The sequence below is a fragment of the Paenibacillus tianjinensis genome (genome assembly GCF_017086365.1).
GTDB classification, from domain to species: Bacteria; Bacillota; Bacilli; order Paenibacillales; family Paenibacillaceae; genus Paenibacillus_AQ; species Paenibacillus_AQ tianjinensis.
Genome location: NZ_CP070969.1, coordinates 4660007 through 4686616 on the forward strand (window position 1 = coordinate 4660007; position 26610 = coordinate 4686616).

The 26610-nt window shown below is 49.5% G+C and carries 22 protein-coding genes; 2 read left to right on the forward strand and 20 right to left on the reverse strand.

Annotation, left to right across the window (positions count from 1 at the left end):
- Window positions 1–21: 21 nt before the first annotated feature.
- From murD to JRJ22_RS21910, 19 genes are all read right to left on the reverse strand, one after another.
- Complete coding sequence (gene murD, locus JRJ22_RS21820) at window positions 22–1440, reverse strand: UDP-N-acetylmuramoyl-L-alanine--D-glutamate ligase (RefSeq protein ID WP_206101474.1); 1419 nt, start codon at window positions 1438–1440, stop codon at window positions 22–24.
- A 3-nt stretch (window positions 1441–1443) separates the two neighbouring features.
- Window positions 1444–2409: a phospho-N-acetylmuramoyl-pentapeptide-transferase gene (gene mraY / locus JRJ22_RS21825; protein ID WP_206101475.1), complete on the reverse strand. Its 966-nt coding sequence runs from the start codon at window positions 2407–2409 to the stop codon at window positions 1444–1446.
- Window positions 2410–2430: 21 nt separating this feature from the next.
- The gene (locus JRJ22_RS21830; RefSeq protein WP_206101476.1) at window positions 2431–3840 is read right to left on the reverse strand and encodes a UDP-N-acetylmuramoyl-tripeptide--D-alanyl-D-alanine ligase; all 1410 of its coding nucleotides are present in this window, start codon (window positions 3838–3840) and stop codon (window positions 2431–2433) included.
- Window positions 3837–5324, reverse strand: a complete 1488-nt coding sequence (locus JRJ22_RS21835; RefSeq protein WP_206101477.1) for a UDP-N-acetylmuramoyl-L-alanyl-D-glutamate--2,6-diaminopimelate ligase — start codon at window positions 5322–5324, stop codon at window positions 3837–3839. Before JRJ22_RS21835 ends, JRJ22_RS21830 begins: the two co-directional genes overlap by 4 nt.
- 50 nt (window positions 5325–5374) lie before the next feature.
- Window positions 5375–7300: a stage V sporulation protein D gene (locus tag JRJ22_RS21840; protein ID WP_206101478.1), complete on the reverse strand. Its 1926-nt coding sequence runs from the start codon at window positions 7298–7300 to the stop codon at window positions 5375–5377.
- Window positions 7301–7430: 130 nt separating this feature from the next.
- A complete protein-coding gene (locus JRJ22_RS21845) occupies window positions 7431–9656 on the reverse strand; it encodes a penicillin-binding transpeptidase domain-containing protein (protein ID WP_206101479.1) in 2226 nt (741 codons plus the stop codon).
- A 43-nt stretch (window positions 9657–9699) separates the two neighbouring features.
- Complete coding sequence (locus JRJ22_RS21850; RefSeq protein WP_206101480.1) at window positions 9700–10095, reverse strand: hypothetical protein; 396 nt, start codon at window positions 10093–10095, stop codon at window positions 9700–9702.
- A 26-nt stretch (window positions 10096–10121) separates the two neighbouring features.
- The gene (gene rsmH / locus JRJ22_RS21855; protein WP_206101481.1) at window positions 10122–11075 is read right to left on the reverse strand and encodes a 16S rRNA (cytosine(1402)-N(4))-methyltransferase RsmH; all 954 of its coding nucleotides are present in this window, start codon (window positions 11073–11075) and stop codon (window positions 10122–10124) included.
- A gap of 39 nt (window positions 11076–11114) precedes the next feature.
- Window positions 11115–11552, reverse strand: a complete 438-nt coding sequence (gene mraZ, locus JRJ22_RS21860) for a division/cell wall cluster transcriptional repressor MraZ (RefSeq protein ID WP_038595376.1) — start codon at window positions 11550–11552, stop codon at window positions 11115–11117.
- A 190-nt stretch (window positions 11553–11742) separates the two neighbouring features.
- Window positions 11743–13014, reverse strand: a complete 1272-nt coding sequence (locus tag JRJ22_RS21865) for an adenosylhomocysteinase (protein WP_206101482.1) — start codon at window positions 13012–13014, stop codon at window positions 11743–11745.
- A gap of 323 nt (window positions 13015–13337) precedes the next feature.
- Window positions 13338–14969 (reverse strand): bacillithiol biosynthesis cysteine-adding enzyme BshC, encoded by a 1632-nt coding sequence (gene bshC, locus JRJ22_RS21870; protein ID WP_206101483.1) that lies wholly within the window; start codon window positions 14967–14969, stop codon window positions 13338–13340.
- A gap of 161 nt (window positions 14970–15130) precedes the next feature.
- Window positions 15131–16051: an ABC transporter ATP-binding protein gene (locus tag JRJ22_RS21875; protein ID WP_206101484.1), complete on the reverse strand. Its 921-nt coding sequence runs from the start codon at window positions 16049–16051 to the stop codon at window positions 15131–15133.
- Window positions 16048–17043, reverse strand: a complete 996-nt coding sequence (locus tag JRJ22_RS21880) for an ABC transporter ATP-binding protein (RefSeq protein WP_206101485.1) — start codon at window positions 17041–17043, stop codon at window positions 16048–16050. The genes JRJ22_RS21875 and JRJ22_RS21880 overlap by 4 nt, the downstream gene beginning before the upstream one ends.
- Window positions 17044–17056: 13 nt before the next feature.
- Complete coding sequence (locus JRJ22_RS21885) at window positions 17057–18004, reverse strand: ABC transporter permease (protein ID WP_269751859.1); 948 nt, start codon at window positions 18002–18004, stop codon at window positions 17057–17059.
- Between the two features lie 3 nt (window positions 18005–18007).
- The gene (locus JRJ22_RS21890) at window positions 18008–18940 is read right to left on the reverse strand and encodes an ABC transporter permease (RefSeq protein WP_206105254.1); all 933 of its coding nucleotides are present in this window, start codon (window positions 18938–18940) and stop codon (window positions 18008–18010) included.
- Between the two features lie 227 nt (window positions 18941–19167).
- Complete coding sequence (locus JRJ22_RS21895) at window positions 19168–20892, reverse strand: peptide ABC transporter substrate-binding protein (protein ID WP_206101486.1); 1725 nt, start codon at window positions 20890–20892, stop codon at window positions 19168–19170.
- Between the two features lie 150 nt (window positions 20893–21042).
- Window positions 21043–21429 (reverse strand): DUF3397 domain-containing protein, encoded by a 387-nt coding sequence (locus JRJ22_RS21900; protein WP_206101487.1) that lies wholly within the window; start codon window positions 21427–21429, stop codon window positions 21043–21045.
- Window positions 21430–21435: 6 nt separating this feature from the next.
- Window positions 21436–22413 (reverse strand): ketopantoate reductase family protein, encoded by a 978-nt coding sequence (locus tag JRJ22_RS21905; RefSeq protein ID WP_206101488.1) that lies wholly within the window; start codon window positions 22411–22413, stop codon window positions 21436–21438.
- 135 nt (window positions 22414–22548) lie between these two features.
- Window positions 22549–23199, reverse strand: a complete 651-nt coding sequence (locus tag JRJ22_RS21910) for an RsfA family transcriptional regulator (RefSeq protein ID WP_206101489.1) — start codon at window positions 23197–23199, stop codon at window positions 22549–22551.
- Window positions 23200–23546: 347 nt separating this feature from the next.
- Here JRJ22_RS21910 and JRJ22_RS21915 point away from each other — a divergent pair, with 347 nt between their 5' ends.
- Window positions 23547–23783 (forward strand): DUF2626 domain-containing protein, encoded by a 237-nt coding sequence (locus JRJ22_RS21915; RefSeq protein ID WP_206101490.1) that lies wholly within the window; start codon window positions 23547–23549, stop codon window positions 23781–23783.
- A gap of 209 nt (window positions 23784–23992) precedes the next feature.
- Entirely contained in the window at window positions 23993–25072 is a 1080-nt protein-coding gene (locus JRJ22_RS21920; RefSeq protein ID WP_206101491.1) for a coiled-coil domain-containing protein, read from the forward strand.
- On the opposite strand, the gene JRJ22_RS21925 is transcribed toward JRJ22_RS21920, so the two are convergent.
- The gene (locus JRJ22_RS21925; RefSeq protein WP_206101492.1) at window positions 25064–26305 is read right to left on the reverse strand and encodes an ABC transporter substrate-binding protein; all 1242 of its coding nucleotides are present in this window, start codon (window positions 26303–26305) and stop codon (window positions 25064–25066) included. The two genes, JRJ22_RS21920 and JRJ22_RS21925, sit on opposite strands and share 9 nt — an antisense overlap.
- Window positions 26306–26610 lie beyond the last annotated feature (305 nt).

The following is a 26610-nucleotide window of genomic DNA, read 5'->3' on the forward strand; positions in this document are numbered from 1 at the left end:
GGGGCTTATCCACCCCCCTACTTAAAGGTTATGCACCGCCTCTTTAAAAATACGCCCGCGTTCCTCGTAGGAGGTAAACATATCCCAGCTGGCACAGGCAGGAGACAGGAGAACAACATCTCCCGCTTCCGCAATGGCGGAAGCCTCCCGCACAGCTTCTTGAAGCACGGCGGCGGCACTCTCCCCATTATCGACCGAGATTACATGCTTTACTCCTGCCAGGCTGGCGACCTTTGCCAGCTTGTCCTTTGTCTCTCCCAGCAGAACTACACCTTTCACCCCGCCGAGGACAGGCAGCAGCTCCATATAATCGGAACCGCGGTCGAGGCCTCCTGCAATCAGTACTACCGGCTGTTTAAAGGAGCCCAGAGCCATCGTAGTCGCCTTAGAGTTGGTAGCTTTGGAGTTATTGAAATAAGCTGCCCCGGCCTTATCCGCCACATATTCCAGCCGGTGCTCGACTCCGCGGAAGGAGGCCAACACCTCGCCTAACACTGCAGGATCAGCTCCTGCAGCAATGGCAATACCGCAGGCAGCCAGTGCATTCTCCACGTTGAAGCGGCCCGGCAAGCCAATAGTATCTACTTTGGCAATCTCTGTCTCGCTTTCTGAATAATCACGGTAGATAATAACCCGCTCCAGGTCATCCTCGGTATCCGGAACATAAGAGGGCCGGACAAAGATACCCTGGACCAGTTCCTCTGTCATGGAGAAGGGAAGGATGCCTGCTTTGATATAAGGAACCAGCTCACGGCAGATCGGATCATCCCAGTTTAGCACCGCAGTATCACTTGGCCCCTGATTGGCAAACAGTTTGGCTTTGGAGGCCACATAATCCTCCATGCCGCCATGATAGTCCAAATGGGTCTCGGCCACATTCAGCAGTGCTCCTACCTTAGGTCGGAAAGTCTCGGTTCCTTTGAGCTGAAAGCTGCTTAGCTCTACCACCATCCAGTTGTCCTCATCCGCTTCCTGCGCGGCCTGACAGAGCGGCGTACCGATATTGCCGGCGACAATCGGTCTCATTCCGGCCGCATCGAGCATACGCCCGACCCAAGTAGTTGTAGTCGTCTTACCGTTTGACCCGGTGATGCCGATCATCGGTGCCGCACATATACGGTAAGCTACCTCTACCTCGGTCACAACTTCAATGCCAAGCTCCAGCGCTTTTTGTACAGGTGGTACCGAATACGGGATACCCGGATTTTTAACTACAAGACTCACACCTTCATGAATCAGTCCATCCGGATGCCCGCCGCATATAACAGAAATTCCCAAAGATTCCAGTTCGGAAGCTTCGGGACTTTGATCTCTTTCCTTTTTATCATTGACCGTTACAACCGCGCCGCGTTCATGCAGCACCTTGGCCACCTGGACGCCGCTTTTCGCGAGCCCCAGGACGACCACTTGCTTACCCCGGTATTCATCTGGATGCTTCATTCCTTACAACCCCTTGCTCAAGATTAGTCCCACTGCCGCCAGCACCAGACTTACCGCCCAAAATGTGGTGACGACTCTCCATTCCGACCATCCGCCCAGCTCAAAGTGATGATGAATCGGGCTCATTCTGAAAATGCGCTTGCCGCGCGTCTTAAATGAGGCCACCTGCAGAACAACAGACAGCATCTCAATAACAAACACGCCGCCGATTACCACAAAGAGCAGCTCACTTTTGGTCACAATGGCAATTGCCCCAATCGCCCCGCCGATACCGAAGGAACCGAAATCCCCCATAAATACTTTGGCCGGGTGTGCATTGAACACAAGAAAGCCGAGTACTGCACCAATCATCGCCGCTGCGCATACCCCTGCTGCAATCGATGTAGCCTGCATGGCCACTACGGCAAAAGCGGCAAGTGCAATGGCACTCACACCGGACAGCAATCCGTCTACGCCATCTGTAAAATTCACGGCGTTCGTGACCGCCATCATCATGATCACAATGAACGGATAGTAGAACCACCCGCCCCAGTCAAAGCTGATGTCTGTCCCTGGAATGCTAATTCCGGTATTGTGGCCGGCATTATTCAGCAGGATACATAGCACGATGCCCACCAGGAGTTGACCCGCCAGCTTCTGGCGAGCGGTAAGTCCGAGTGAACGTTTAAAGGCAATCTTAATATAGTCATCCAGAAACCCGATCAGCCCGTAGCCGAGCGTAGCCACCAGAAGGACATAAAAGTCCGAATTCACCACGGAAAATTTCAAAAAAGATAACGTGAACGCCACCATGATGATAATTCCGCCCATTGTAGGCGTGCCCGCTTTTTTCAAGTGGGATTGCGGTCCGTCGTCACGTACTTGCTGTCCGAATTTCATCCTGCGCAGCAGCGGAATGATGAGCGGAGCGGCAATGACCGCAAGGATAAAAGATACAGCAATTGTCAGCAGCAGAAGTTGATAATCCATGGGTACACCCCCTCCATTAATTTAGGTCTGATTAAAATGTTCATTCAGGCTGTGCAGCACCTCTTCCAGGCGCATCCCCCTGGAGGCTTTGAACAGCACAATATCCTTGGTACTGCATTTGCTGTTCAGGACCGAAGACAGCTCTGCCTTGTCTGTAAAGGCAAACACCCGTTCAGGACCGAATTTCTCCGTTGCGGCCTCAGCTAACCGGGCAGCAAGCGGACCATAGGCAAACACCAGATCGGTTAATGCCGGGTCAAGATATTCACCGATTTCCCGGTGGAAATCCACTTCCTCCGGACCCAGTTCCAGCATGTCCCCCAGCACAGCGATCCGGCTGCCGCCGGTTTTCATAGACTGCAGCACATCAATCGCCGCTTTCATGGAGGTTGGACTTGCATTATAGGCATCATTCAGCAGTGTCAGGCCGGATGCGGTCATCATCACTTCAATCCGCATGCCGGTCAACTTGAGCCGTTTCAGCCCCTCTTCGATGTTTGCCTCGGTTACCCCATAATGGCGGGCAACTGCCAGTGCGGCCAACGCGTTGATGACATTATGGCGTCCGGGAAGCGGCAGTGTAAAGGCACGCTCCTCAGCAAGATAGCGGGTTGTAAACGTCATTCCTCCGGGATGCGTCATCATCCCTGTAGGATAATTATCGTTATCTGCACTCAAACCGAAACGTAGCGTCTGCATATGTGCAGGGGCATGGAAAGAAGGCTCAGCCATCACTTCCGCGAGTAAAGGTTCATCGCCGTTGTAGATAAGCAGTCCTCCCGGCTTTAGCCCTTCGGCGATTTCCAGCTTAGCCCGGGCAATTTCCTTACGCGAGCCAAGCTGCAGCAGATGCGATTCGCCTATGTTGGTGATAACCGCTACATCAGGAGCAGCAAGCGAAGCGAGTAGGGCAATTTCCCCCCGGGAGCTCATGCCCATCTCCAGAATAGCAATTTCTGTGTTCTCGCTCATCGAGAGTACAGTAAGCGGCAAGCCGATATGATTATTGAAATTCCCCTGGGTTTTATGAACCTTATACTGGCCCTCCAAAAGAGCAGTAATCATATCCTTCGTTGTCGTTTTGCCGTTGCTGCCCGTGATCGCCACAACCTGCGGGGCTGCTTCACTTAAATATGCGGCAGCCAGCTTTTGCAGCGCAGCCAGCGTATCCTCAACCAGAATGACAGCACCGCCTTCCGGTGCAGGTCCCTTGTCTTGCTGCCACAACGTGGCAGCAGCTCCGGCAGCCAAAGCCGCAGCACTGTAATGATGCCCGTCAAAGTTGTCTCCGGCCAGCGGGACAAACAGACAACCTGTCGTAATTTTACGTGAGTCGGTAACGACCCCAGCAATCTCCATATCCGTATCTACAGCGGAAACCAGTTCTCCTCCGCACATGGCAGCGATTCTTTGCAGCGTTCTTGTAATCAATAGCTTCGGCCCCTTATAACATCTTTGGCAACAAGACGGTCATCGAAATCATGAACCACTCCGCCAATCAGCTGATAGGTCTCATGACCTTTCCCCGCAATCAATACTACATCTCCGGGGCTTGCCATTTCAATAGCTTTTGTGATCGCCTCCCGGCGGTCCGGTATCATCTCATAGCTGTCCTGTTCCACACCGTCTTCTGTCAGCCCGGCCTCGATATCCTGCAGAATCAAGAGCGGATCCTCCGTCCGGGGATTATCGGAAGTAACAAAGACATGATCGCTGTACTTCGCGGCAATCTTGCCCATGAGCGGACGTTTGGTCTTATCCCTGTCTCCGCCGCATCCGAACACAGTCAGCACCTTCCCGCCGGCAAATTCGCAGACCGCTCTCAGTACGTTCTCCAGGCCATCCGGTGTATGGGCATAGTCTACAATCACTGCATAATCCTGGCCTGCATCGACAGACTCCACACGTCCATCCACACCGGCTACAGATTCCAGACTGGTCTTGATCTCTTCCAGCGGAACATCTTCAAGCAGTGCAGCTGTAATGGCAGCAAGAGCATTGTAGACATTAAACTTACCGACCATACGCAGTGAAATGTCAGTCTCTCCCTTAAACGTATCCACATGGAAAAAAGTTCCCTTTGACGTGATCGATATCTGCGAAGCTCTAACATTCGCTTTGCTGTCAATACCGTATGTAATCACTTCTGCTGCGGTTTGGGCGGCAAAATAAGCGGCCGCCTCATCATCGGCATTCAGCACGGCATATTTGCGTTCTTCTTTCCATGGCGAAATCACATTTCCAAGACGTGAGAAGAACAGCCCTTTTGCTGCGCGGTACTCCTCCATCGTATGATGGTAATCCAGGTGGTCCTGGGTTAAATTCGTGAAAATAGCGGTGCGGTAATCCGTACCTTTTACCCGTCCCTGATGGAGCGCATGGGAAGATACTTCCATTACACAGCATTCCACACCCTTCAGAGCCATATCATTCAGCGTACGCTGAAGCTCAAGCGATTCTTGTGTAGTACCTGACGCCGTATAGGTCTGGCCGTCATAACGCAGCTGGATCGTACCGATCAGCCCTGTCTTTACCCCATGATCCGTCAAAATCCGTTCGATCAGATAGGTGGTCGTTGTTTTACCATTCGTTCCGGTCACACCAATCATCTTCATCCGGTTGCTTGGTGAGCCAAAGAAGGCATTGGACAATACGGACATCGCAAACCGGCAGTCATCTACGATTAGCTGGGGCAGATCTATGTCCAGCTTCCGTTCGCAGACAAGAGCAGAAGCGCCGTTTGCCGCCGCCTGCGGTGCGAATTCGTGACCATCCACCGTAAAACCCGGGAGACAGATAAACAGGTCACCCGGTTTAACTTTCCGGGAATCCGCCTGAATATCTGAAATCTCAGTTTCTCCTTCCCCGTACAAGCGCGAAGCCGCGAGACAAGAAGATAATTCTTTAATTTTCATAACTAATCCCTCACTCTGCAATTTCGGATAAGAAGATATACTTACTACTATCATTCACTGGAAGTACCCATATAAATCCTGATGGTTGAACCCTGTTCAACTCTTGCCCCAGGCTTGGGAGCCTGATTAATTACAGTATTGCCAGTCCCGGAACGGGCAAGCGTAAAGTTCATATTCAGATCCTCATAAATATCCTGTACTGTCGCACCTGTAAGATCAGGAACCGTAACAATCGGAGTTTCTCCGTATTTATAGGTTTTGGGAAGCTGGTCTTTCCGCTCCGGCACCTTTAAATAATGCAGGGAATCCTCCAGGATGTTCTGTACGATCGGAGCGGCTACTACGCCCCCGAACTGTATTCCTTTGGGATTATCAACCGCGGTGTATACTACGATCTGCGGATCATCCGCAGGCGCAAAGCCGACAAAAGAAACAATGTGCTCCGTCGGAGAATAACGGCCGTTGATCACTTTTTGTGCCGTCCCCGTCTTACCTCCCACCCGGTAGCCGTCAATGAATGCCGGCCGCCCGGTGCCTTTGGCAACCACGCTCTCGAGGGCAGCCCGCACTTTCTTCGACGTTTCTTCCGAAATCACTTGCCGTACTTCCTTAGACTGAACCTCAGATACGGTCTCACCCGTTTCCGGATTGATCCAGGCCTTGGCGACATGGGGGGTAAACAGTTTGCCGCCGTTAATGGCTGCCGACACTGCTGCAATCTGCTGAATCGGTGTAACCGAGACCCCTTGGCCAAAAGCAGTAGTTGCCAGCTCCACCGGCCCGACCTGGGAAGGCTTGAACAGGATTCCGCTCGCTTCTCCGTTCAAATCAATACCTGTCTTCGTTCCGAAGCCGAAATCACGGATATATTTGAACAAGGTATCTTTACCCAGCCGCTGCCCCAGTGCCACAAAACCGGGGTTGCATGAATTTTCGACCACTTCAAGGAAGGTCTGGCTGCCATGGCCGCCCTTTTTCCAGCAGCGCAGCTTCGCACCTCCGACCTCAATATATCCCGGATCAAAGAAGTGCTCATTCTGCAAATCAACTTTATTCTCTTCCAGCGCAGCAGCCAAGGTAATAATCTTGAACGTTGACCCCGGCTCATAAGTCATCCATATCGGAAGATTGCGGTTATAGACCGCTGCATCATATTCCTTGTAAGCGCCAGGTTCATAACCCGGCCTGCTGGCCATGGCCAGAATTTCGCCGTTCTTCGGATTCATCGCGATTGACCAGGCGCCTTGTGCCTGATACTTGACCATTGCCTGATCGAGCTCGCGTTCCATGATCGATTGAATTTGCTTATCAATCGTCAGCTGCAGGCTGAGGCCTTCCTGAGGTTCGGAATATTTCTCTGAGGAGCCTGGCATTAGCCGTCCGCCCGCATCGGATAAATACGACACATTGCCTTCTATTCCTTTTAGCAGCTTATCGTATATGCTTTCTACTCCGGTAATCCCCTGATTATCAATCCCGGTGAACCCGAGAATATGTGCTGCCAAATCTCCGAAGGGATAGTAACGCTTGTTGTCCTCAGCCACAACGATGCCCGGCAGCTGCAAATCACGGATGCTCGCGGCAAGCTCCATCGTAATTTTGCGGCCGCCGGGCTGTAGCTTCACCGACATCTCCCGTTTAGACATTAAAGCGACCAGCTTCTCTTCGGTCATGCCAAGAAGCGGAGCCAGCTGCTGTGCCGTCTTTTGCTTATCCTTCACTTGTACGGGAACAGCATAAACCGTAGGCGAGCTGACATTGTAGGCCAGCGCGACGCCTTCGCGGTCCAATATTTCACCGCGCTTTGCGGTATATGGAATATTACGACGCCACGACTCCTCCGCCTTAGCGCTAAGCTTCTCACCTTGATAGAGCTGCACATAGGCAAGACGTACGGCCAGCGAACCGAACAACACAGCCAGTCCCAGCAGTGTCCACAGCATTCTCCGCCGAGTTACGACTTTCGAAACCTTCATTCCGTTCTCCCCGCTTTCGCTCGTATAGACATGATCTCTTATCTTCATGACTATTCGGGACAAACAGGGCTTAGAACAAGCCTCACGAAACTGTAAGAATTACTATAGATTAAATTTTGTACTTTTTATGCTAACCTCCACTATCCTCAGAACCCGCTGCATCTTCATCTGCGGCAGCAACAGGAATTTCCTCCCCGTATTCATTGAGCGGACTCAGCTTCAGGGTCACCAGCTTTTTGCCATTCTGATCTGATTCGGTCTGCTCTGTGACATACCCTTCACCTTCAACGGCAATGCCGACCTTCAGCAGATTAAGAACCTCCAGCGCATCACGCAGTGACTGCCCGCGCAAATCAGGGATAGCTGTTTGATCCCCCTGCTGGCTTAGCAAATAGATCCGCTGGCCCGAAGCGAGCAGGGTGCCCTTCTCCGGATACTGGCTTACTACATTTGCCCCTCCGCCGACCGTTTCAAAATCATATCCCTGATCGAGCAAAAGCTCCCGTGCTTCCTTCATCGTTTTGCCGGTTAAGTCCGGTGTTGAACGTTGCGGCACTGCAGCAGTTTGGCTCACTTTCGTCCCCGTTTCCTTTGCACTCTCAACCGTTTTGGGTACGCCCATATATTGGAGGGACTGCGAAACGATCTCCTTGAAGACCGGGGCTGCTGCGGTTCCTCCGCCAACCTCCACGTTCGGTTCATCGATAATGACGATAACCGCAATCTTCGGATCATTAACCGGGGCATAACCGATAAATGATACTAGCACCTTGGACTTCACGTAATCCTGACCCTCTACCTTGATCGCTGTACCAGTCTTACCTGCTACCCGGTAGCCTTCAATGTAGGCATGACGCCCGGTACCGATACTCTGATCCGATACGACTTGCTCCAGATAACTACCGGTCTCCCGTGCACTTTCCTCCGAGATAACCTGACGGACAACCTCAGGCTGGGTGGCCGTTGTTTTCCCGGTATTCGGATCGGTCACTTCCTTGACGACATGCGGCACCATCAGCTTACCGCCATTCGCGATGGCCGCTACTGCCGTAAGCTGCTCGATTGGCGTTACCTGCACCTTCCCGTGTCCGTAAGCCAGTGTGGCATACTCGACAGAGTATTGCGGAGTTACCCGGCCTGAGACTTCTCCCGGCAGATCGATGCCTGTCTTCTCTTCAAACCCAAAATCATGGATATACTGGGTGAGCCGTTCCTGTCCCAGCATCTCATAACCCAGCTTTACAAAAGCAACGTTACTGGAGCGTTTTACACCTTCAAGAAAGGAAATCTCACCCCAGCCCGAGCGGTTGATGTCATGGAGTGCTTTACTGTAGCCCTTAATCCGGATCGAACCTGACTTAAAGGTGGCATCGGGATTAAACAGCTTCTCCTGCACCGTTCCGGCCAGCGTTACAATCTTGAAGGTGGAGCCGGGCTCGTATATCGATTTAATCGCATGATTCAAAAAGTCTCCTTGATCTGTTGTTTTCCAGAATTCATTGGGATTAAACGTAGGCATATTCGCCATACCGAGAATTTCCATCGTGTTCGGCTCGGCGGCAATAACAGTCATACTCTTCGGTTTGTACTGGTCATATGCCTTCTGCATCGCATCTTCAATATAACGTTGAATCATACTGTCAATGGTCAGCTTGAAATTACTACCGTTCACCGCAGGCTGATAGGTATCCTTGGAATCAGGAAGCTTAATCCCCTTGCCGTCACTCTGATAATTGAGCTCGCCATTGATTCCCTTAAGCTTCTCGTCAAAATATTTCTCCAGCCCCATGATGGCAACGCCGTCCCGGTTGGTATAGCCCAAAATATGCGCAGCCAAAGAATCCTTCGGATAATAGCGTTTCTGCTCCGTGATAAGCCCGACCCCAGTCTCGAGAATATCATGTTCATCTTCCAGACCTTCGTAGAATGCCTTCACCTTATCCGCAAGCTCTTTGTCAATCTTCCAGCCCTCATTGCGGATTTCACGGTTCTTGAGGTAATTCCCGTTCTTATCCTTGGCTTCGACCAGCGCCTTCAGTTCATTCTCCGGTTTGCCCAGCAGTTCGTGGAGCCCCTGAATTACCTCTTCACCGAGCCCCTGCTCCGCTATGACCTCAGGGTTCACCACAACCGTGTAAGCCGGAACATCGCTGGCCAGAACACTGCCGTTGCGGTCTTCGATCGTTCCCCGCTTAGCTTTGATGACTGAGGTATGCGCCCATTGGGCGATTGCCTTTTCATGCCAGAAATCGTTTTGCAGCACCTGAATCCAGAATACCCTGGCAACTAAAACAAGAAAAAAGAGGGTAATACACCCTCCTATAAACAGCGTGCGAAGTTTGATTCTCTTTACCATAAGGAAACCTCACAAACTCTATTATTGCGGCTGCTGTCAGCCGCTAATTGTCGTTTCCGTCAGCTGCCGTACCTTTAGCGGATACATAGATTGTAGAATCTTCAGGCGGCTGAATATAGCCCAGCTTCTCAGCTTTCACGGCCACCTGCTGCTCTAAAGACTGCTTCTCCATTTGATAAGTGGCAATTTGCTTTTGCGTTTCAGCGATTTTGCTGTCCAGCTTTTGAGCCTGCATGTTCAAATCATAAATATGGACGTAACGCCAAATCAGGGCGACAGCTACCAGCACAAATGCTCCCAGTGTCAGCATATACAAAAGCTTCTCCTGTGTCGGCAGCACCATCCGTCTGGTGACAACTTTCGTCTTCTCGCGGTAAAGCGGGTTTTCCTCTTGTTTTCTCTTGGGTTGAACTGCTAAATTGCCGCGGGTATAGGCCATCTCTGACTCTCCTTTATCGTCGTATTTTACAATTTCTCTGCAACGCGCAATTTCGCCGAACGGGCGCGCGGGTTAAGCTCAAGTTCTTCCTCGGAAGGAATCAGCGGCTTACGGTTTATTAACTTGAGCGTGCCTTCAGCGCCGCAAACGCAAAACGGAAAGTCAGGCGGACAAGTACATCTGCTCAAATAGCTGCTGAAAATCTGCTTGCAAATCCGGTCCTCCAGCGAGTGAAAGGTAATAACTGATACTCTTCCTTCCGGCGCCAGGCAGCGTACAGCTCCATGCAGTCCTTCTTCAAACGCTCCCAGCTCATCATTAACTGCAATCCTGAGTCCTTGAAAACTGCGTTTCGCAGGATGTCCTCCCGTTCTCCGCGCGGCTGCGGGAATGCCCTCCTTGATCAGCTCGGCCAATTCTCCGGTACTCTCTACCGGATGCTCCTCACGCCTCTCCACAATTTTCCGGGCAATCCGCCGTGAGAACTTCTCTTCTCCATATTGGAAAAGCACTCGGGCGATTTCCTGCTCGGGCCATGTGTTAACTATTTCGGCTGCGGTCAAGTCTGCGGACTGATCCATCCGCATATCAAGCGGGGCATCGTGATTATAGCTGAATCCCCGCTCCCCTTCATCAAATTGGGGTGAAGATACGCCAAGGTCAAACAGTATGCCGTCTACCTGGGGTACACCGTCTTTTTGCGGAACAAACGGAAGAGTCTTCAGGACCTGTTCAAGGTCGCGGAAGTTGGTCTTAACTAGGACCACCTTATCTCCGTATTCAGCCAGGCGTTCTCTGGCATTGTCCAGGGCCCAATCATCCTGATCCAGACAGATTAGCCGGCCGCTGCCACTAAGCTTGGACGCAATAAGCGAACTGTGTCCCGCTCCTCCAAGTGTACAGTCGACGTAAATGCCGTCTTTCTTGATGTGCAGCCCTTCTGTCGCTTCTTCTTTAAGCACCGTGATGTGGTGAAACAAGCTGCATCCCTCCAGGGCAGTATTCGAATTGTGTATGTTTTATAGATCAAAATTGAAATCAACCAATTTTTCGGCAATCTCGTTGAACGATTCCTCTGACTGTTCGAAGTACTGCTCCCATAGCTCCTTGTTCCAGATCTCCACCCGGTTCGAAACGCCCAGAATAACACAGTCCTTGTCCAGCTTGGCATATTGCCGCAAATTCCCCGGCAGATTTACCCTGCCCTGCTTGTCCCAAACGCATTCGGTCGCTCCCGAGAAAAAAAAGCGGCTGAATGCACGGGCATCCGATTTCATCAGTGAAAGGCTTTTGAGCTTTTGCTCCATGATTCCCCATTCTTCCATGGGATAAACAAACAGGCAGGAGTCAAGGCCGCGGGTCGCAACGAAAGAGGTTCCGAGCAATTCACGGAACTTAGCCGGGATAATGATCCGGCCTTTGTCATCAATGCTATGCTGGAATTCCCCCATAAACATCGTTTTACCCACTCCTTGTTACCAATTCCCCACTTTACCCCACTTCACACCACCTAAGCATAATAGATTCGCCATTAAAAATCAAAAACCTTTTTCACACGTGAGGTAATTTTTTCTTATTTGTCAAGTCTCCATAAAAATAACCTGGGCCGTTTGTCGGCACCAGGCTATAGTGTTTAAACTGTACCGCTTAACCGTTCAAATTCCAGCTGTCCAGATAATCGATCTGCGCCGGGGTTAGACTGTCAATGGCAATTCCCAGGCTTTCAAGCTTGTAACGCGCCACCTGTTCATCCAGATCATAGGGAACGTTCTCCACTTTGACACCGATATTCTTGTAGTTGTCATTTACATATTTCAGGGACAGTGCCTGCAGTGCAAAGGTGGTATCCATAATTTCCGCCGGGTGACCGTCTGCCGCCCCCAGATTGACCAGTCTGCCTTCTGCCAGCAGATACAGCTTGCGGCCATCCTTCAGCTGATATTCTTCGATATTTTTACGCACCGTACGCTGGGAAACCGAACGTTCAGCCAGCTCCGGCTTGTTCACTTCCACATCAAAATGCCCCGCATTGCAGAGGATCGCTCCGTCCTTCATCACATCGTAGTGCTCACCGCGTATCACATACCGGTTGCCCGTAACGGTCACGAAGAAATCCCCGCGTTTGGCCGCTTCCAGCATCGGCATGACATGGAAGCCGTCCATGTGAGCTTCAACAGCTTTGATTGCATCGACTTCGGTCACGATGACATTAGCGCCAAGGCCTTTGGCCCGCATAGCTACACCTTTACCGCACCAGCCGTAACCAACTACAACGACTGTCTTGCCGGCTACAATCAGGTTGGTTGTGCGGACGATACCGTCCCAGGCTGATTGGCCAGTACCATAACGGTTGTCGAACAGATACTTGCAGTAAGCATCATTGACTGCTACCATCGGGAACTTCAGGATGCCTTGCTTCTGCAAAGCTTTGAGCCGGATAATTCCGGTCGTTGTCTCTTCTGCCCCGCCGCGGATATTCTCCATCAGGTCGGGCCGCTCCGAATGCAGCAGTGTTGCAAAATCACCGCCATCGTCGATAATCAGGTCCGGTTTGCTCTCCAGCGCCTTAATATTCAGCGCTTTGAACTCTTCCGGGGAAGGATTGTATTTGGCGAATACTGTAATCCCATCTTCGACAAGCGCCGCACAGACATCGTCCTGTGTCGAGAGCGGATTGGACCCGGTAATCGTAACTTCTGCGCCTCCTGCTTGCACTACCTTTGCCAGATAGGCGGTTTTCGCCTCCAGATGCAGTGTAATCGACACCTTCAGCCCCTTGAACGGCTGCTCGGCTTCAAATTGCTCACGGATGCGGTTCAGCACCGGCATATGCTGGCGGACCCAGTCGATTTTGAGATGCCCCTCGGGTGCTAGCGACATATCTGCAACAATACTATTTTCTTTCGACAATGGACTCATTTGAAAACCTCCTAATAGTTTTGCATTGAAGAATAAACCTAAAGCTTTGGAGAACGAAGTAGCTACAACTCCAGAGAATATTTGGACTTCCGGCCGCTGCCCTTCTGCAGATTTCTCAATTTAACCTTTGTAAGGGTAGAAATCCGCAGACTGCTTATGCTTTCGATGCTAGCTTTCCTGCGGAAAGCTTTTAGCCGGACGCTACGCTCCTACAGTTCCAAAATTCCCCTCCATTGTTCCTTTCTTATCTCAAGTTTTAGTTAATTCTAAGATGCATTGATTTTACTCACACTAGCACAAATACTCGCTACCCCGCCATGTTCCTACATATAAATAATCCGGTGCGTTCCGCTGTAATCCGCCGGGATGGTCATCAGCTCATCCAGCCAGGACAGGCCATACCGATTCAAGTAGTACATAATATTGTATACCCTCTCCTGGAGCTTACCTGCAGGCATAAGCGACAGCTCAATCCGTTCCCACTGGCGGAGCGCTGCTTCGTTCTGCTTTTCCATGGCATCCATGGCTTTTCCTTGCAGAAAGGCAATCTGATCGAGAATTTTCTCTTTATTGTTGTTGCCGAGTTTCAGCAGTCCGGCCTGAATGTTGCCGAGCTGTTCGATCAGCGGTTCATACATTGCGGAGAAGGCTTCTTTAGCCTCCTCGAACCGCCGTCCAAGCTCAAGTTCATCCTGGGCCGCCAGCCATTCCTTCCGCTTCCCCTCAAGACCGGAGCGGACATCCGCGAAGGAAAGTCCGTATTTATCCATATGTTTGTGGAGTGTACCTTCTATTACCGTAAAGGACATCCGCGGGAGAATCAGTGGCATCTGTCCGCCAACCACATGAAACGCATCGCGCGGAATCGCCCAGTAAGCCATTTCCCCTTGTCCGAGTACGGTTGCCAGAACCGGCAGGATATAGTCCTGCATCAGCGGGCGGGTCAGAACATTGTTGCTGAACCGTTCCGGATGCTCGTCCAGGATCAGCAGCAGCTCCTCCCGTGAAAAAGAGACCTCTCCTTTGCGGTCGCTGAATCTTCCTTCCGATTTATGCAGCAGCAGCCGCGCTCCTTCATGTATATAGAAGAGATTGGCATTACCCGGCGTCACATCCGCCTGCAGATCATAACCTGCGGCAATAATATTGGCAGCTGTGTCCTTATAGGCGGCTTCCAGCTCATCATTCCGTTCAATCAGTGCCTTGAAGAATGGACGCTCCAGCCTGCGCAGCGACGGATCGGCAGAGTCAAGCAGAATAAGGCCGAATTTGCCGAACAAAGAACCCATTAACTTAGCAAAAGCATCACTCATACTGCATGCTGCATCTGAGGAAGTACGGATAAACTCCATGATTTGCGGTTTAAATTCACTTTCCTGCAGCATGCCCTCCAGCAGTTCAGTCACCTGCTGCCAGCTCTGCTCTTCTACCGTGATACCGCTAACTGAAGCGCGCGGCCCTTCCGGTTTGTCCAGCTTGATTTTGGCAATCTCACCCGTCCGGTTCAAAACATAGGTATGATTCACCTCATCCCAGTCATGATCCTCTCCGGCGATCCAGAATAGCGGAACGACAGGCCGCCCCAGCCGGGCTGCGGCTTCTCTAGCCGCCAGAATTGTTGTCATCGCCTTATACACAACGAAGAGTGGTCCTGTGAACAGGCCGCTTTGCTGCCCGCCGGTAATCACCAGTGTTCCAGGCTGCTCAAGCAGCGCAAGTGATGCCATCACCTCAGGAGAGGAATTATGACGTTCATTATAAAGGCGCAACACTGAAGCTACCTCAGCCCGGTTGGCACGCTGATCCTCATTGCCATCCAGCCACTCCGCCCGTTTCCTTCTGCTCTCTTCATTTCTGAAATCTCCGCCGTACAAATGGCCTACCGATTCATAGCGGTCTATATAATCGCGTGCGAGCGCAGATCCGCCCGGTAGCGGTTCCGGTGCTACATTCATGTGCAATTGCCTCCCGTTCTTGTATTCCTGCTGTATGTAAACATTAGGTCCATAAACTCTATATGATTGTATCCAAAGTAAGGGGCGGCGTCAAAGAAATCCCGCTGACGCATAAGAGGCGGGAGCTGAACGCTCCCGCCTACATGAATTAATACTGATGATTATGCAAATTGTTTGGCGACAAAGTGACCCTTGGATACTTCCACAAGTTCGAAGTCGCTGTCATTCGATTTCGAGCCAGCCGCAAAAATCGGGCTGCCGAGCTCATCATGCAGGTGAATACGCTTTTTGTTAACTTCGATTTCCGGGTCCGGAACCGGGATCGCCGACAACAGCGATTTGGTATACGGATGGATCGGGTTAGCATACAGCTCTTCGCTCTCTGCCAGTTCAACCATTCTGCCCAGGTACATAACCGCTACGCGGTCACTGATGTGCTTAACCATGGACAGGTCATGCGCGATAAAGAGATAAGTCAGGCCAAGACGGTCCTGCAATTCCTTCAGCAGGTTGACAACCTGTGCCTGAATCGACACGTCAAGCGCAGAAATCGGCTCATCGCAGACGATGAATTTAGGATTAACTGCAAGCGAACGGGCAATTCCGATACGCTGGCGTTGTCCGCCGGAGAACTCATGCGGATAGCGGGTAGCATGATCATGGTTAAGACCAACCATATCCAGCAGCTCTTCAATCCGTTTCTTGCGTTCAGCGCGGCTTCCGGCCATACCGTGAATATCCAGCGCTTCGCCGATGATATCAGAAACCGTGAACCGCGGGTTAAGCGATGCGTACGGATCCTGGAAAATCATTTGCATATCGCGGCGCATAGCTTTCATTTTACCGGATGACAATTTGTAAATATCAGTACCATTATATTTCACGCTTCCGGCAGTCGGTTCGTATAGACGAAGAACCGTACGGCCAGCAGTAGTTTTACCGCAACCGGATTCGCCTACCATCCCGAGGGTTTCGCCTTCACGGATTGTGAAATTAATATTATCCACAGCCTTAAGAACTTTACCTTTGCCTACATTGAAATATTTCTTAAGCCCTTCAACTTCAATCAGGTTCTTACTCAAACGTACTGCACCTCCTTGGCCATCGAATGCAGATTCCAGCAGCGCGCCATATGGGTTTCGCTGAATTCTGTGGCGCCGGGATCGATTTGTTCGCACACATGCATTGCTTCGCCGCAACGCGCAGAGAACGGACAGCCGATCGGCGGCTTAATCAGATCCGGGGGAGTACCGATGATCGGAATCAGCGGCTCGCCCTTCTTTTGGTCCAGACGCGGCATTGACCGCAGAAGACCTTTAGTATAAGGATGCTGCGGATTTTTGAAGATTTCCCACCGCGTACCGGTTTCCACTACTTCACCGGCATACATAACGATGACCCGGTCACACATACCGGCAACCACTCCGAGATCATGTGTAATCAGGATAATGGAGGTCCCAAGCTTTTGCTGCATCTCTTTCATAACATCCATGATTTGCGCCTGAATGGTTACATCAAGCGCCGTTGTCGGCTCGTCCGCAATGAGCAGAGCCGGGCGGCAGGCTAGCGCAATAGCGATCATCACACGCTGACGCATACCGCCGGAGAATTCGTGGGGATATTGGTAAAAGCGAGCCTCCGCATTTTTGATACCTACTAATTTAAGCATCTCAATACCTTGCTTGGTCGCTTCGGCCGCTGACATTTTCTGATGTTTGATCAAAACTTCGGTTATCTGTTTACCCACTTTGATAGTTGGGTTTAAAGAAGTCATCGGGTCTTGAAATATCATGCCAATATCTTTGCCGCGAATATGTTCCATTTGTTTCATGCTTTTGTCCAGCAGATTCTGTCCTTGAAAAATAATTTCACCCTTTTTCACTTTCGAGGGCGGGGTAGGGATCAGGCGCATAATCGATTGTGCGGTAACACTCTTGCCGCTACCGGATTCACCGACAATAGCAACCGTTTCGCCTTTGCCTACTTCAAAATTCATACCACGGACAGCCTGTACTTCTCCGCCTTTCACAAAAAAGGAGACATGCAAATCCTTGACTTGCAGAATGGGTTCCATCAACGTTCATCCCCTATTTTTTCAATTTAGGATCCAGCGCATCACGAAGGCCGTCACCAAAAATGTTAAAGGAAAGCATGATCAAACTTACCAGGATAGCCGGGAACAGGAAGCGCCACGGATAGTACAGCCAGCCGGTCAGTGAGTCATTGATCATCGATCCCAGGGAAGCGACAGGAGCCTGCACACCAAGTCCTAGGAAGCTTAGGAATGCTTCAGCAAAAATTGCATTTGGTACGGATAAAGTAATCGTTACGATAATAGGTCCGACCGCATTAGGCAGCAGGTGACGGAACAACAGTCTCTTGGAGCCTGCACCCATTGAGCGTGAAGCAAGAACGAACTCGCGGTTCTTGAGCTGCATAATCTCACCGCGTACAATCCAGGACATATTGATCCAGCCCGTGATGGTCAAGGCCAGGATAATAGTGCCAAGACTTGGCTCCATTACAACCAGGAGCAGGATAACGACCAACAGGTAAGGAATAGCATACAAAATTTCCGAGAATTTATTCATGATGTTGTCGACACGGCCACCGAAGTAACCCATAATACCGCCGTAAATTACACCGATCAAAAGGTCGATTGCCGCAGCAGCCAAACCTACGATAAGCGAGATACGTGCTCCATACCAGGTACGTACAAAGATGTCACGGCCAAGATCATCAGTTCCGAAGAAATGATCACCTGAAGGAGGCTTATTGGTATTGAGCAAATCATTGGAATAATAATTGAATTTCGAGAAATACGGTGCAAAGATTGCAGCCAGTACAATCAGTCCCAGAATACCAAGCGCAGTCATCGCCATTTTGTTTTGACGCAGCCGCTGCCAGGAATCACGCCAAGCGGAAAGACTTTCACGCTGAATAACCTCTGCCTGCTTCTCATCAATCCCGATTTTACGGAAATCTTCCGGTTTCAGGTTCGCATCAAGCGATACCAAGTTTTTGTCAGATGCCAATCTTTAGCCCTCCTTTCCTCCAGTTAGTTTGATCCGTGGATCTACAAATACGTAGGCAATATCTGTGATAAAACGGGCGAGCATGAGCAATACGCCATAGAAAATCGTAATCCCCATAATAACCGTATAGTCGCGGACACCAATGGCTTCCACAAACTGCTTACCGATACCGCCAATTCCGAAGATTTGCTCGATAACTACCGAACCGGTTACAACGTTAGCTGTCATTGGTCCGAGGTACGTTACAACCGGCAGAATCCCGTTGCGCAATACGTGACGGCTCAAAATTGCAGCCCAGCTGAGTCCCTTAGCTTTTGCCGTCTTAATATAATCGGCATGCAGCACTTCCAGCATGCTGGAACGGGTCAAACGGGCTATAAAGGCTATCGGCTGCGCTGAGAGCGCTGCTACAGGCAGAATATAATAGATCGGCCCTTTAAAGCCTGATACCGGAACCCAGTGGAACTTATAGGCTAGTACATATTGTAAAACAGAAGCGACTACAAAGCTCGGAACCGCAATCCCAAGCACCGCAAGCACCATCGCTGCACTATCAATGAATTTACGGTGATAGAGTGCGGCTATCATCCCGAGAAATACCCCGACAATAACCGACACAATAATTGCGACGACTCCCAGCTTTAAGGACGCTGAAAAGGTTTGACCGATCAAGTGTGTAACGTCCTGGTTCAAACGTTTCATAGATACACCAAGATCACCCTGGGCAATGTCACCCAAATACTTAAAATACTGATGATAGAGCGGCTTGTCCAGACCGTATTGCTCATATAAACGCGCTTTTATTTCCGGCGGAACTTTCTTCTCAGAAGTAAACGGGTCCCCCGGAATAGCTTTCATCAGAAAAAAGGTCGCTGAAATTAACACAAACAGCGATACAAGCATGTAAAACAACTTATTAGCAACATAACGAACCATCCCCATCAACACCTCCTTCGACAATTTTTTTAGGCACACAAACTGATTTTATGAAAAAAACGGCAGTTTGTCTATTTTCTATTTTTGTAAACAAGAGTAAACATTAACAAAATGCCTGAAATGCAAAAAAAAGGGATATATATGGAATTCCACATATATATCCCGAAGTGTAATGCTAACTTCAGATACCTAACTATTCAGTTTAGTTTACTGAAGTATATAGAATCTTAGTGCTCGAGCAGGTAGCCGCGAGTCAGGTCGATTGCACCACTGAAGTCAAGAGTTACACCTTTAAGGTACTCTTTAGTCAGGGAGTTGTTTGTGTAGTAGTAAAGCGGGATCAAGATCATGTCATCTTCGATCAGCATTTTTTCAGCTTTAGCAAACATTTCTTGGCGGGCAGCCAGGTCGGAGCTTGCTTTAGCTTCGTTGATCAGTTTGTCGTATTCAGGGTTAGCGTAACCTGTATCATTGTTACCGCCGCCTGTTACCCACATGTCGAGGAAGGTCATTGGATCATTGTAATCCGCAGTCCAGCCAGCGCGTGCGATCTGGTAGTTCAGGTTTTGACGGTTTTCGATAAATACAGCCCACTCTTGGTTAACGGTTTGTACATCGATACCCAGAGCGTTTTTCCACATATCAGCGATAGCCAAAGCGATTTTCTTGTGGCCTTCACTTGTGTTGTAAGTCAGTGTAACTGTAGGAAGCTTGTCAAGACCTTCTTCTTTCAGACCTTCAGCCAGCAAAGTTTTTGCTGCTTCAGCATCTTCAGTGAAGTAGCTGTCTTTAACAGCTGTGCGGTATTCTCCGTCAGCACCAGCGATACCCGGAGGTACGAAGCCGTATGCTGGAAGTTGTCCACCCAGTGTAACGTTGTCGATCAGCACTTGGCGGTTAACAGTCATAGCCAGGGCTTTACGGATTTTAGCGTTGTCGAAAGGTTTTTCAGTGATGTTGAATTCATAGTAGTAAACACTTGCAATACCTTTTCTTACGAACTCGTTAGGAAGCTCTTTGGAAACGATAGGAATCTGATCTGTAGGAATTTCACCAGTAGGACCGCCAGCGCGATCCAACTCGCCGTTCTTGTAGCTCAGCAGTTCAGTTGCGCCGCTGTTTACAAGGGAGAAGTCGATTTTGCTAAGTTTAATGGATGCAGCATCCCAATATTTTTCATTCTTAGTTACTTGCAAAGATTGTCCAGTTGTCCACTCGGTCAAAGTGAAAGCACCGTTAGTGATCATAGTGTCTTTGCTGGTTGCCCATTTAGCATTACCCTCAACGGATTTGTGTACAGGGTAATAAGTATAGAAGGAAAGCAATCCAAGGAAGTAAGGAGTTGGTGCTTTCAGAGTTACTTCAAGCGTTTTAGCGTCAACTGCTTTTACGCCTACTTCATTGAAGTCAGTAACTTTCTTAGTGTAGTACTCTTCACCATTCTTGAGGTAGTACAGTTGATAAGCGTAAGGTGCTGTTGGATCAGTGTTCGGATCGAGCACGCGTTTCCAAGCACGAACGAAGTCAGCAGCTTCTACAGGGTCGCCGTTGCTCCATACTGCATCACGCAGGTGGAAGGTATATACCAGACCGTCAGCGGAAACATCCCACTTTTCAGCGATACCCGGCTCAGCTTGGCCAGTTTCGTCATTCATGCGAGTCAAGCCTTCGTACATAGTTTTCAGGACAGTGTTTGCTTGGCTGTCTTGAGCTTGTGCAGGGTCAAATGTAGGTGGCTCTGCACTCAGGTTGATTCTAAGCGTTTGGTCAGCAGCCAATTTCTCGTCACCAGTGTTGCCTGTGTTTGTACCTGCATTGTCTGTAGCCGTGGCGTTGTTAGTCGCGGCTGCGTTGTTGCCATTGTTTGCATTGTTCGATCCGCAACCAGCAAGCACTGTGCCGATTACCAGAACAATTGCAATCATGAGCAAAAGACTTTTACTCTTCTTCATCTAGCAGTTCCCCCTAAATAGAATGTGGTATATGGTTTATGATTATACAACCAGTGGTCAAAAAAATCTAGAGCAATATTTTCTGAAAACACATTTTTTTTAAAACTTAAAAATTTTGTGACATTGACGCTTCACCGGAGCAGTGGAACATTACATCGCTTGTGATATGTATTGAATGAGGACGACAACCATAAAAAGTACATACATGGAACTTAAAAAAAAGAAGGATAGCCTCCAAACCGCCCGGAATAACCGCTTCCCGTCCACCTTTCCTTTAATCCGGTTTTGGGCTCCGCCAATCAGTCCAGCGGATATTAATACAATAAGTAGTATAAAGTAAAAACCGAATTTCGCATGAAAGAGGATGTTGAATAAAGCCGAAACTGATAATAATAAAAATAATGTGGTTACGTCCATTGCCAGTAAAAAGTTCTTTCTTTTATCCTGTTTGAGGCCCATTCCAATCAAATAAACGATAAAAAAGGGAACAACCGGAATTACACCTAATGTAATAAATGAATTTTGCAATAACTCCAAACAGCCTCACCTCTCTCTCGCACTCATGCCTTCAACAAGCTGGCAAATCCAGCGATGCAGTGGAACCTGAATCCCCCGGCGCTCTGCCAGATCCACAATGCTTCCGTTAATCCAGCGGATTTCTGTTGCTCTTGAGGAGAGCACATCGGCAAGCATCGAGGAGATATTGCCTGAGGTTGCCCGGCATACTTCTATAATGCTGTCCCAGGCACTCTCCTCATGTTCAATTCCGCAGGCATCAAATACAGTAATCGCTTCCGCATACAGTTCCTTCATGACCAGCAGCCGCTGTTCAGAAGCCAGCAGTTCACCGTTCTGTATGCGCCACACCGCCGTAAGCGGATTGATCACAGCATTGATTAAGAGCTTCCGGTAAATCATGGTATTCACTTCTTTCGACACAGAGGCGGAGAATCCTGCTGTTAGGAGTGTGTCCACCAAACTTATTACTGCCGGAGCATGTACCGGTATGTCCGGTTCTGGACTAGCCCCGCCGAATCCCCCTTTCCCTATCCATGTTTCCCCACTGCCAGCATGAATAACCTTTGTTAATGTCTTCCTCTTAGCCGCTTCTGTAGTCACTGCTGCCCAGATAGAAGCATAGGGCATTAGCTCCTGCAACCGTTCCAGGTGTCCGCATCCATTTTGAAAACAAACCATTTGCAGGCTTTTGTTCTTTAAAGGAAACAGCATTTCAGGCAACTTCTCATGAAAAGCCTGCTGCTTGAGTGTGATGACCAGCCAATCCCCAGGCTCTCGCAGGACAGTATCCGCAAATGAACTTGCCGGAGCAGCAAAGATCTCCTTCCCCGGGATGAAGACCGGTGCTGTTCCGTCCTCATAGCTGACTGTTAATCCCTCTTTTTTCAGCGCTTCTGACTGTTCTGAACTTCTGCACCATATTCTGATCCGGGCTCCGGCATGGATAAGCTTACCCGCCAGCAGCAGCCCCAATGATCCTGCACCGATAATATCAATTATCATGCTTACTAACGCATCCTTCCAATAATTTCCCTCATTATAGCCCGCTGTTGCTTACGAAAGCAAAAATAAAAGCCGCAATACGTTTGCCGGGCGGCATTCGTTTGCGGCTTATAACCGGGACAGACTGTTATTCCATTATTCAATCCGTTCCAGATTTCCGTTCGCATCCATTTTGAATCTTGTTTTCATTTCTTCTTCCTCTTCATTAAGGAACGCAAGTCTGCGGGCCCGGTCCATAATTTGAATTAAAGCCTTATAATCATCGTTCACAACACGATAATCACTCTGAGCCAGATTCACTTCTTTGGATAAGCGCTCATTTTCTGCCCGAAGCTCCGTTAATTCGTCTTCCTTCTCGCGCAAATCACGCTCGAGCATTTTCAGCTGGCGGCCTGCTTCCTGAAAGGTTCCCTTCCACTGTCTCAGGAACCGGATCACCGCGTCGATGGATAAGGTGCTTTCGTTCAGCCCTTCGCTTCGGCCATATTCCTCATCAATGTCTCCAAGAATCAGTCCGGCAACTTGTGCTCCTCTGTTCACTGGCTGCTTTTTCAGGTAACTCCGCTTCTGGCGCTGGCCTTTAGCAATACCAATAGCATCCTCATAGCTTTTACGGACACAGCTGTTCCAGCGAAATCCGCATGCCGCCGAGGTTCGGCCAATCTTTTCTCCCACCTCTTCAAAAGCAGCAAGCTGTGTGCTGCCTTCCCGGATATGACGCAGCGTTATTTCTGCCAATATCAAATCATCTTCCGCGCTCCAAGCGTCCTGTCTAACGGCTGTCATAAAGCCTAACCCTCCTAACAACATCTTGAAATAACCATCTTCATAACCGGCAGCTCCGCCGGATAGTGAATAGGATAAAAGCTGCTTACTCCATTTCTATGCCTCTGCTAGAGTTCATAGAATCTATTTGATACTAAATTGTATTTCCATTTTGTTTAAACCTCATACGCACAGAGCTATAAATTCTCGTTTCGGGACTAATCCGAATTAGTCAATTGCAAAAATCATATTTATTATATAAATACTAATTTTTTTCAATGAATTCGTTTACAGCTTTTTGTCCAGCAGTTATAATAGATCCAAAGAAGTACTTTTCGGGAACCATTTCTAAGAAGGGGGCTACTCTCTTGGACCGTATGTTTCGCGTATTGGGTTTTTTCACGCTCGCTATCGGGCTTATGGCTTTCGCTGGCGATTTAACCGAAATGGCATTGCTCTTCTTTTTGCAAACGGCCTTTTTTGTTGTGCTGGGCTATATGAAATTTACGGAAAAGACTTATATTCTGCTCTTCTGGGGCTATATGATTCTGACGTTCACCGGCTTCAGCTACTGGACTGTCTTTAAGATGGGACTGCCGCTGTAACCCCACTATTTCAACAAGTAAAAACGGAGGTGCTCCTTGGTACAAGGAACAGCCTCCGTTTTTTGTGTGCTCTTTTGACAGAACGGAGTATGATATTTTAACAGGACAAAACATATTATTAGTACATACCTATCTATTATGCAAAAGGTGGTGGTGTGGTGCTCTCCCGTAATAAGGCAATCCGAAGGTTCAGCGTTTTGCTCATTCTTATGATTCTCACTATACTGCCGCTGTCGTCTACAGCTTATCTTTCGGCCGGCCCCGGCCCCATCACCTCATCTCCGCCTATCATCCCGGATAATGATGAAACCCGGAAGCTGCTGGAGCAAACCCTGTCATCTACCGAAATCGAAAAGGAAATTGGCAGAATTACCGCAGAGCAAGCTGTTCTTGAGCGAAAAGTGGAAGTGTTAAACAAACAGGCCGCAGCTAAGCAATCCGCGATACTGGATCAGCAGCAGCGCGCAGGTGCTATTGTACGTTCTTATTATATGGGAGAAAGAGACGGGCTGCTTGCTGCAGTGCTCTCGGCAAGAAGCATCGGGCGGATGCTTGCCTTATATGATTATTATGAGATCATTATCGGGCGGGACCATGACATCCTGAGGCAGTATGAAGGGGAATATAAAGACTTAAAGTCGACTCTGGCTGCTGCAGAACGCAGCTCCAAAGAGCTTGCAGAGCTTAAAACAGCTTTGGAGGAACAGAAAACGCGGATTGCCGCGCTGAATGAAGAGATTGAGGGCGGTATCTCAGCCAGCAGTGACCCTGAAAGCATGAGCGCTCTGCTGGACGAGTTTACAAAATACTGGGAAAATATCGGCCTTCATGAAGTAAAAACGTATTTCAAAGCCCTTTCCTCGGCCATGAATCATCTTCCGCAATTTGTCCAGAGCCGGGATGGCATTCTGACCCGTAAAGGAATGACTTACAATCTAGCGCTAAAGGAAGAAGATCTGAACGAATTTCTGGTGTCGCAAAATAAGCTGTTCCAGGATTTCGGCTTTCATTTCAATAACGGTAACGTGACCGCTTCCGGATCAAGCGGCGGCTTAACACTCACCCTGACAGGCCATTACTCGATAGAATCCGAGCCGGTTAATGCACTGATGTTCCATATCGATAATGTCGTATTTAACGGTTTGGAGCTGCCGGAATCCACCCGCCAGGATCTGGAGGATGAATTCGATCTCGGCTTCTACCCGGAGAAGATTGTTTCCTTCCTGCGTGCGACAAATGTGGAGAGTAAAGAGGGTGTGCTATATGTGAAGCTCTCCATCTCATTCTGATTTCTGGCTGAGTGCAGCTTTATATCCAGCAGCGTCAAGCTTTCCGGTCAGCAGTAAAGTGGTCGCTGTCGATAATACACTCCATCTGCCCGGCGCTTCATCAGTAACAGCTTCGTCAGATAATAGCAGCTTGCTATCAAATGGAAGACCGGTAATCTCCGGCAATGATGATTGGTACAGTTCATCCAGTGCCGGCAGCCGTCTGGTATTCTCCAGCCACTCCAGCTGTGCGGTGGATGAAGTAATGTAAGCCAGCCAATTGACCGCTGCTTCCGGGTTGTTTGAACCGGCCGGAAGTGCAAAGAACCGGCTGTGCATCGCCTCATATCCTTTATTGCCCGCCATATCCATGGGAGCCTCTGCCGTAAGCGAAGCGTTACCGTACTGCTGCCATTCGGAGAGAGGAAGCGCAGCAATGGCAAGCTTGCCGCTTTGAAGCATGTCCCAGAGATCCGGATTATAGCGGCTGCTCAGATAAAAATAGCTGCGGGCATATTGCGTCCACTCCAGCGCGGCTGTATTGTCAGAAGCCAGGCTGAATCCCATACTTTCCAGCAGCGTCATATAACCATAGGGGTTGCGGCTGTCCAATCCGAGGAGATACTGTTCTTTTCCGGGTGTCTTCTCCTGCTGTTCACGCAGCTGATTCAGCAGTAAACCCCACTGCTCCAGACTTCTCGGAGCTTCCGCGAGGCCCAGTTCGGCAATCCGCTGTGGTGAATATACAAGGACATATGGATCGATATCCAGCGGAACTCCCCAGTCATATCCGTTCCACTGCATTTGCTGAATCAGCATGGTGAGCGGCGCACTGCCCGGCACACTTTGATAAACGTCTACAGGCAGCAAAAATCCGCGGGTAGCCAGATCAGCAATATTCCGGCCGTCGGTCATGATAATATCCGGACTTTCGCCTGTCGTCAGCTCCTGTTTGAGCATATCGGCATTCTCTTCATTGCCTACATTACTGATTATTACTTGTATTCCGCTTGATAAGGTATAATTGCTGCTGATCCGTTCCAGCTCTTTAAGCTCTTCGCTGCTCAAGGAGACCCTAATGCTCAGACTTTTCACTCTGCCCTGATCTCCCGAATCGGGCTGTTCGGATAGGCTTTGCGGCTGCCTCAGCGGATAGGAACCTTCGGTGGTATCCAGCTCCATGCTGGGCGACAAGCTTGTCAGCGCCAGCAGCAATATTGCAAACAGCAGCCAATAGTTTTTGCGTCTCAGCACGTTTCTTTCCCCTCCCGACTTCGGTATTCTTCCCTATTTTACCAGATGACCGCGATGTTGTCTTTGACAGTTGAAACCGTTCTCTTTCTATTATATATGTGTGTGGCGGGGAGGTAAAAGATTGCCGCTGCGATAGTCTGGTACATTCCAAGAAAGCTTTGGACTTCCGGCCGCTGTTGTCTGCAGATTTCTTGATCTTATACCGCTGTTCGCGGTGGAAATCCGCAGACAAAGGCGGACGCTGCCGCTCCTACAGTTCCAAACTTTCTTTCCATTCCTCTTATCGCGAAACAATCTTAAAACAT

Coding starts and splice junctions, on each gene's coding strand:
- JRJ22_RS21895 (WP_206101486.1), bottom strand. CDS start 20,892: ATGAAGAAGAGTAAAAGTCTTTTGCTCATGATTGCAATTGTTCTGGTA.
- murD (WP_206101474.1), bottom strand. CDS start 1,440: ATGAAGCATCCAGATGAATACCGGGGTAAGCAAGTGGTCGTCCTGGGG.
- JRJ22_RS21845 (WP_206101479.1), bottom strand. CDS start 9,656: ATGGTAAAGAGAATCAAACTTCGCACGCTGTTTATAGGAGGGTGTATT.
- JRJ22_RS21905 (WP_206101488.1), bottom strand. CDS start 22,413: ATGATAATTGATATTATCGGTGCAGGATCATTGGGGCTGCTGCTGGCG.
- JRJ22_RS21850 (WP_206101480.1), bottom strand. CDS start 10,095: ATGGCCTATACCCGCGGCAATTTAGCAGTTCAACCCAAGAGAAAACAA.
- JRJ22_RS21840 (WP_206101478.1), bottom strand. CDS start 7,300: ATGAAGGTTTCGAAAGTCGTAACTCGGCGGAGAATGCTGTGGACACTG.
- bshC (WP_206101483.1), bottom strand. CDS start 14,969: ATGAATGTAGCACCGGAACCGCTACCGGGCGGATCTGCGCTCGCACGC.
- JRJ22_RS21910 (WP_206101489.1), bottom strand. CDS start 23,199: ATGACAGCCGTTAGACAGGACGCTTGGAGCGCGGAAGATGATTTGATA.
- JRJ22_RS21890 (WP_206105254.1), bottom strand. CDS start 18,940: ATGGTTCGTTATGTTGCTAATAAGTTGTTTTACATGCTTGTATCGCTG.
- mraY (WP_206101475.1), bottom strand. CDS start 2,409: ATGGATTATCAACTTCTGCTGCTGACAATTGCTGTATCTTTTATCCTT.
- JRJ22_RS21835 (WP_206101477.1), bottom strand. CDS start 5,324: ATGAAAATTAAAGAATTATCTTCTTGTCTCGCGGCTTCGCGCTTGTAC.
- JRJ22_RS21865 (WP_206101482.1), bottom strand. CDS start 13,014: ATGAGTCCATTGTCGAAAGAAAATAGTATTGTTGCAGATATGTCGCTA.
- mraZ (WP_038595376.1), bottom strand. CDS start 11,552: ATGTTTATGGGGGAATTCCAGCATAGCATTGATGACAAAGGCCGGATC.
- JRJ22_RS21920 (WP_206101491.1), top strand. CDS start 23,993: ATGATTCTCACTATACTGCCGCTGTCGTCTACAGCTTATCTTTCGGCC.
- JRJ22_RS21880 (WP_206101485.1), bottom strand. CDS start 17,043: ATGGAACCCATTCTGCAAGTCAAGGATTTGCATGTCTCCTTTTTTGTG.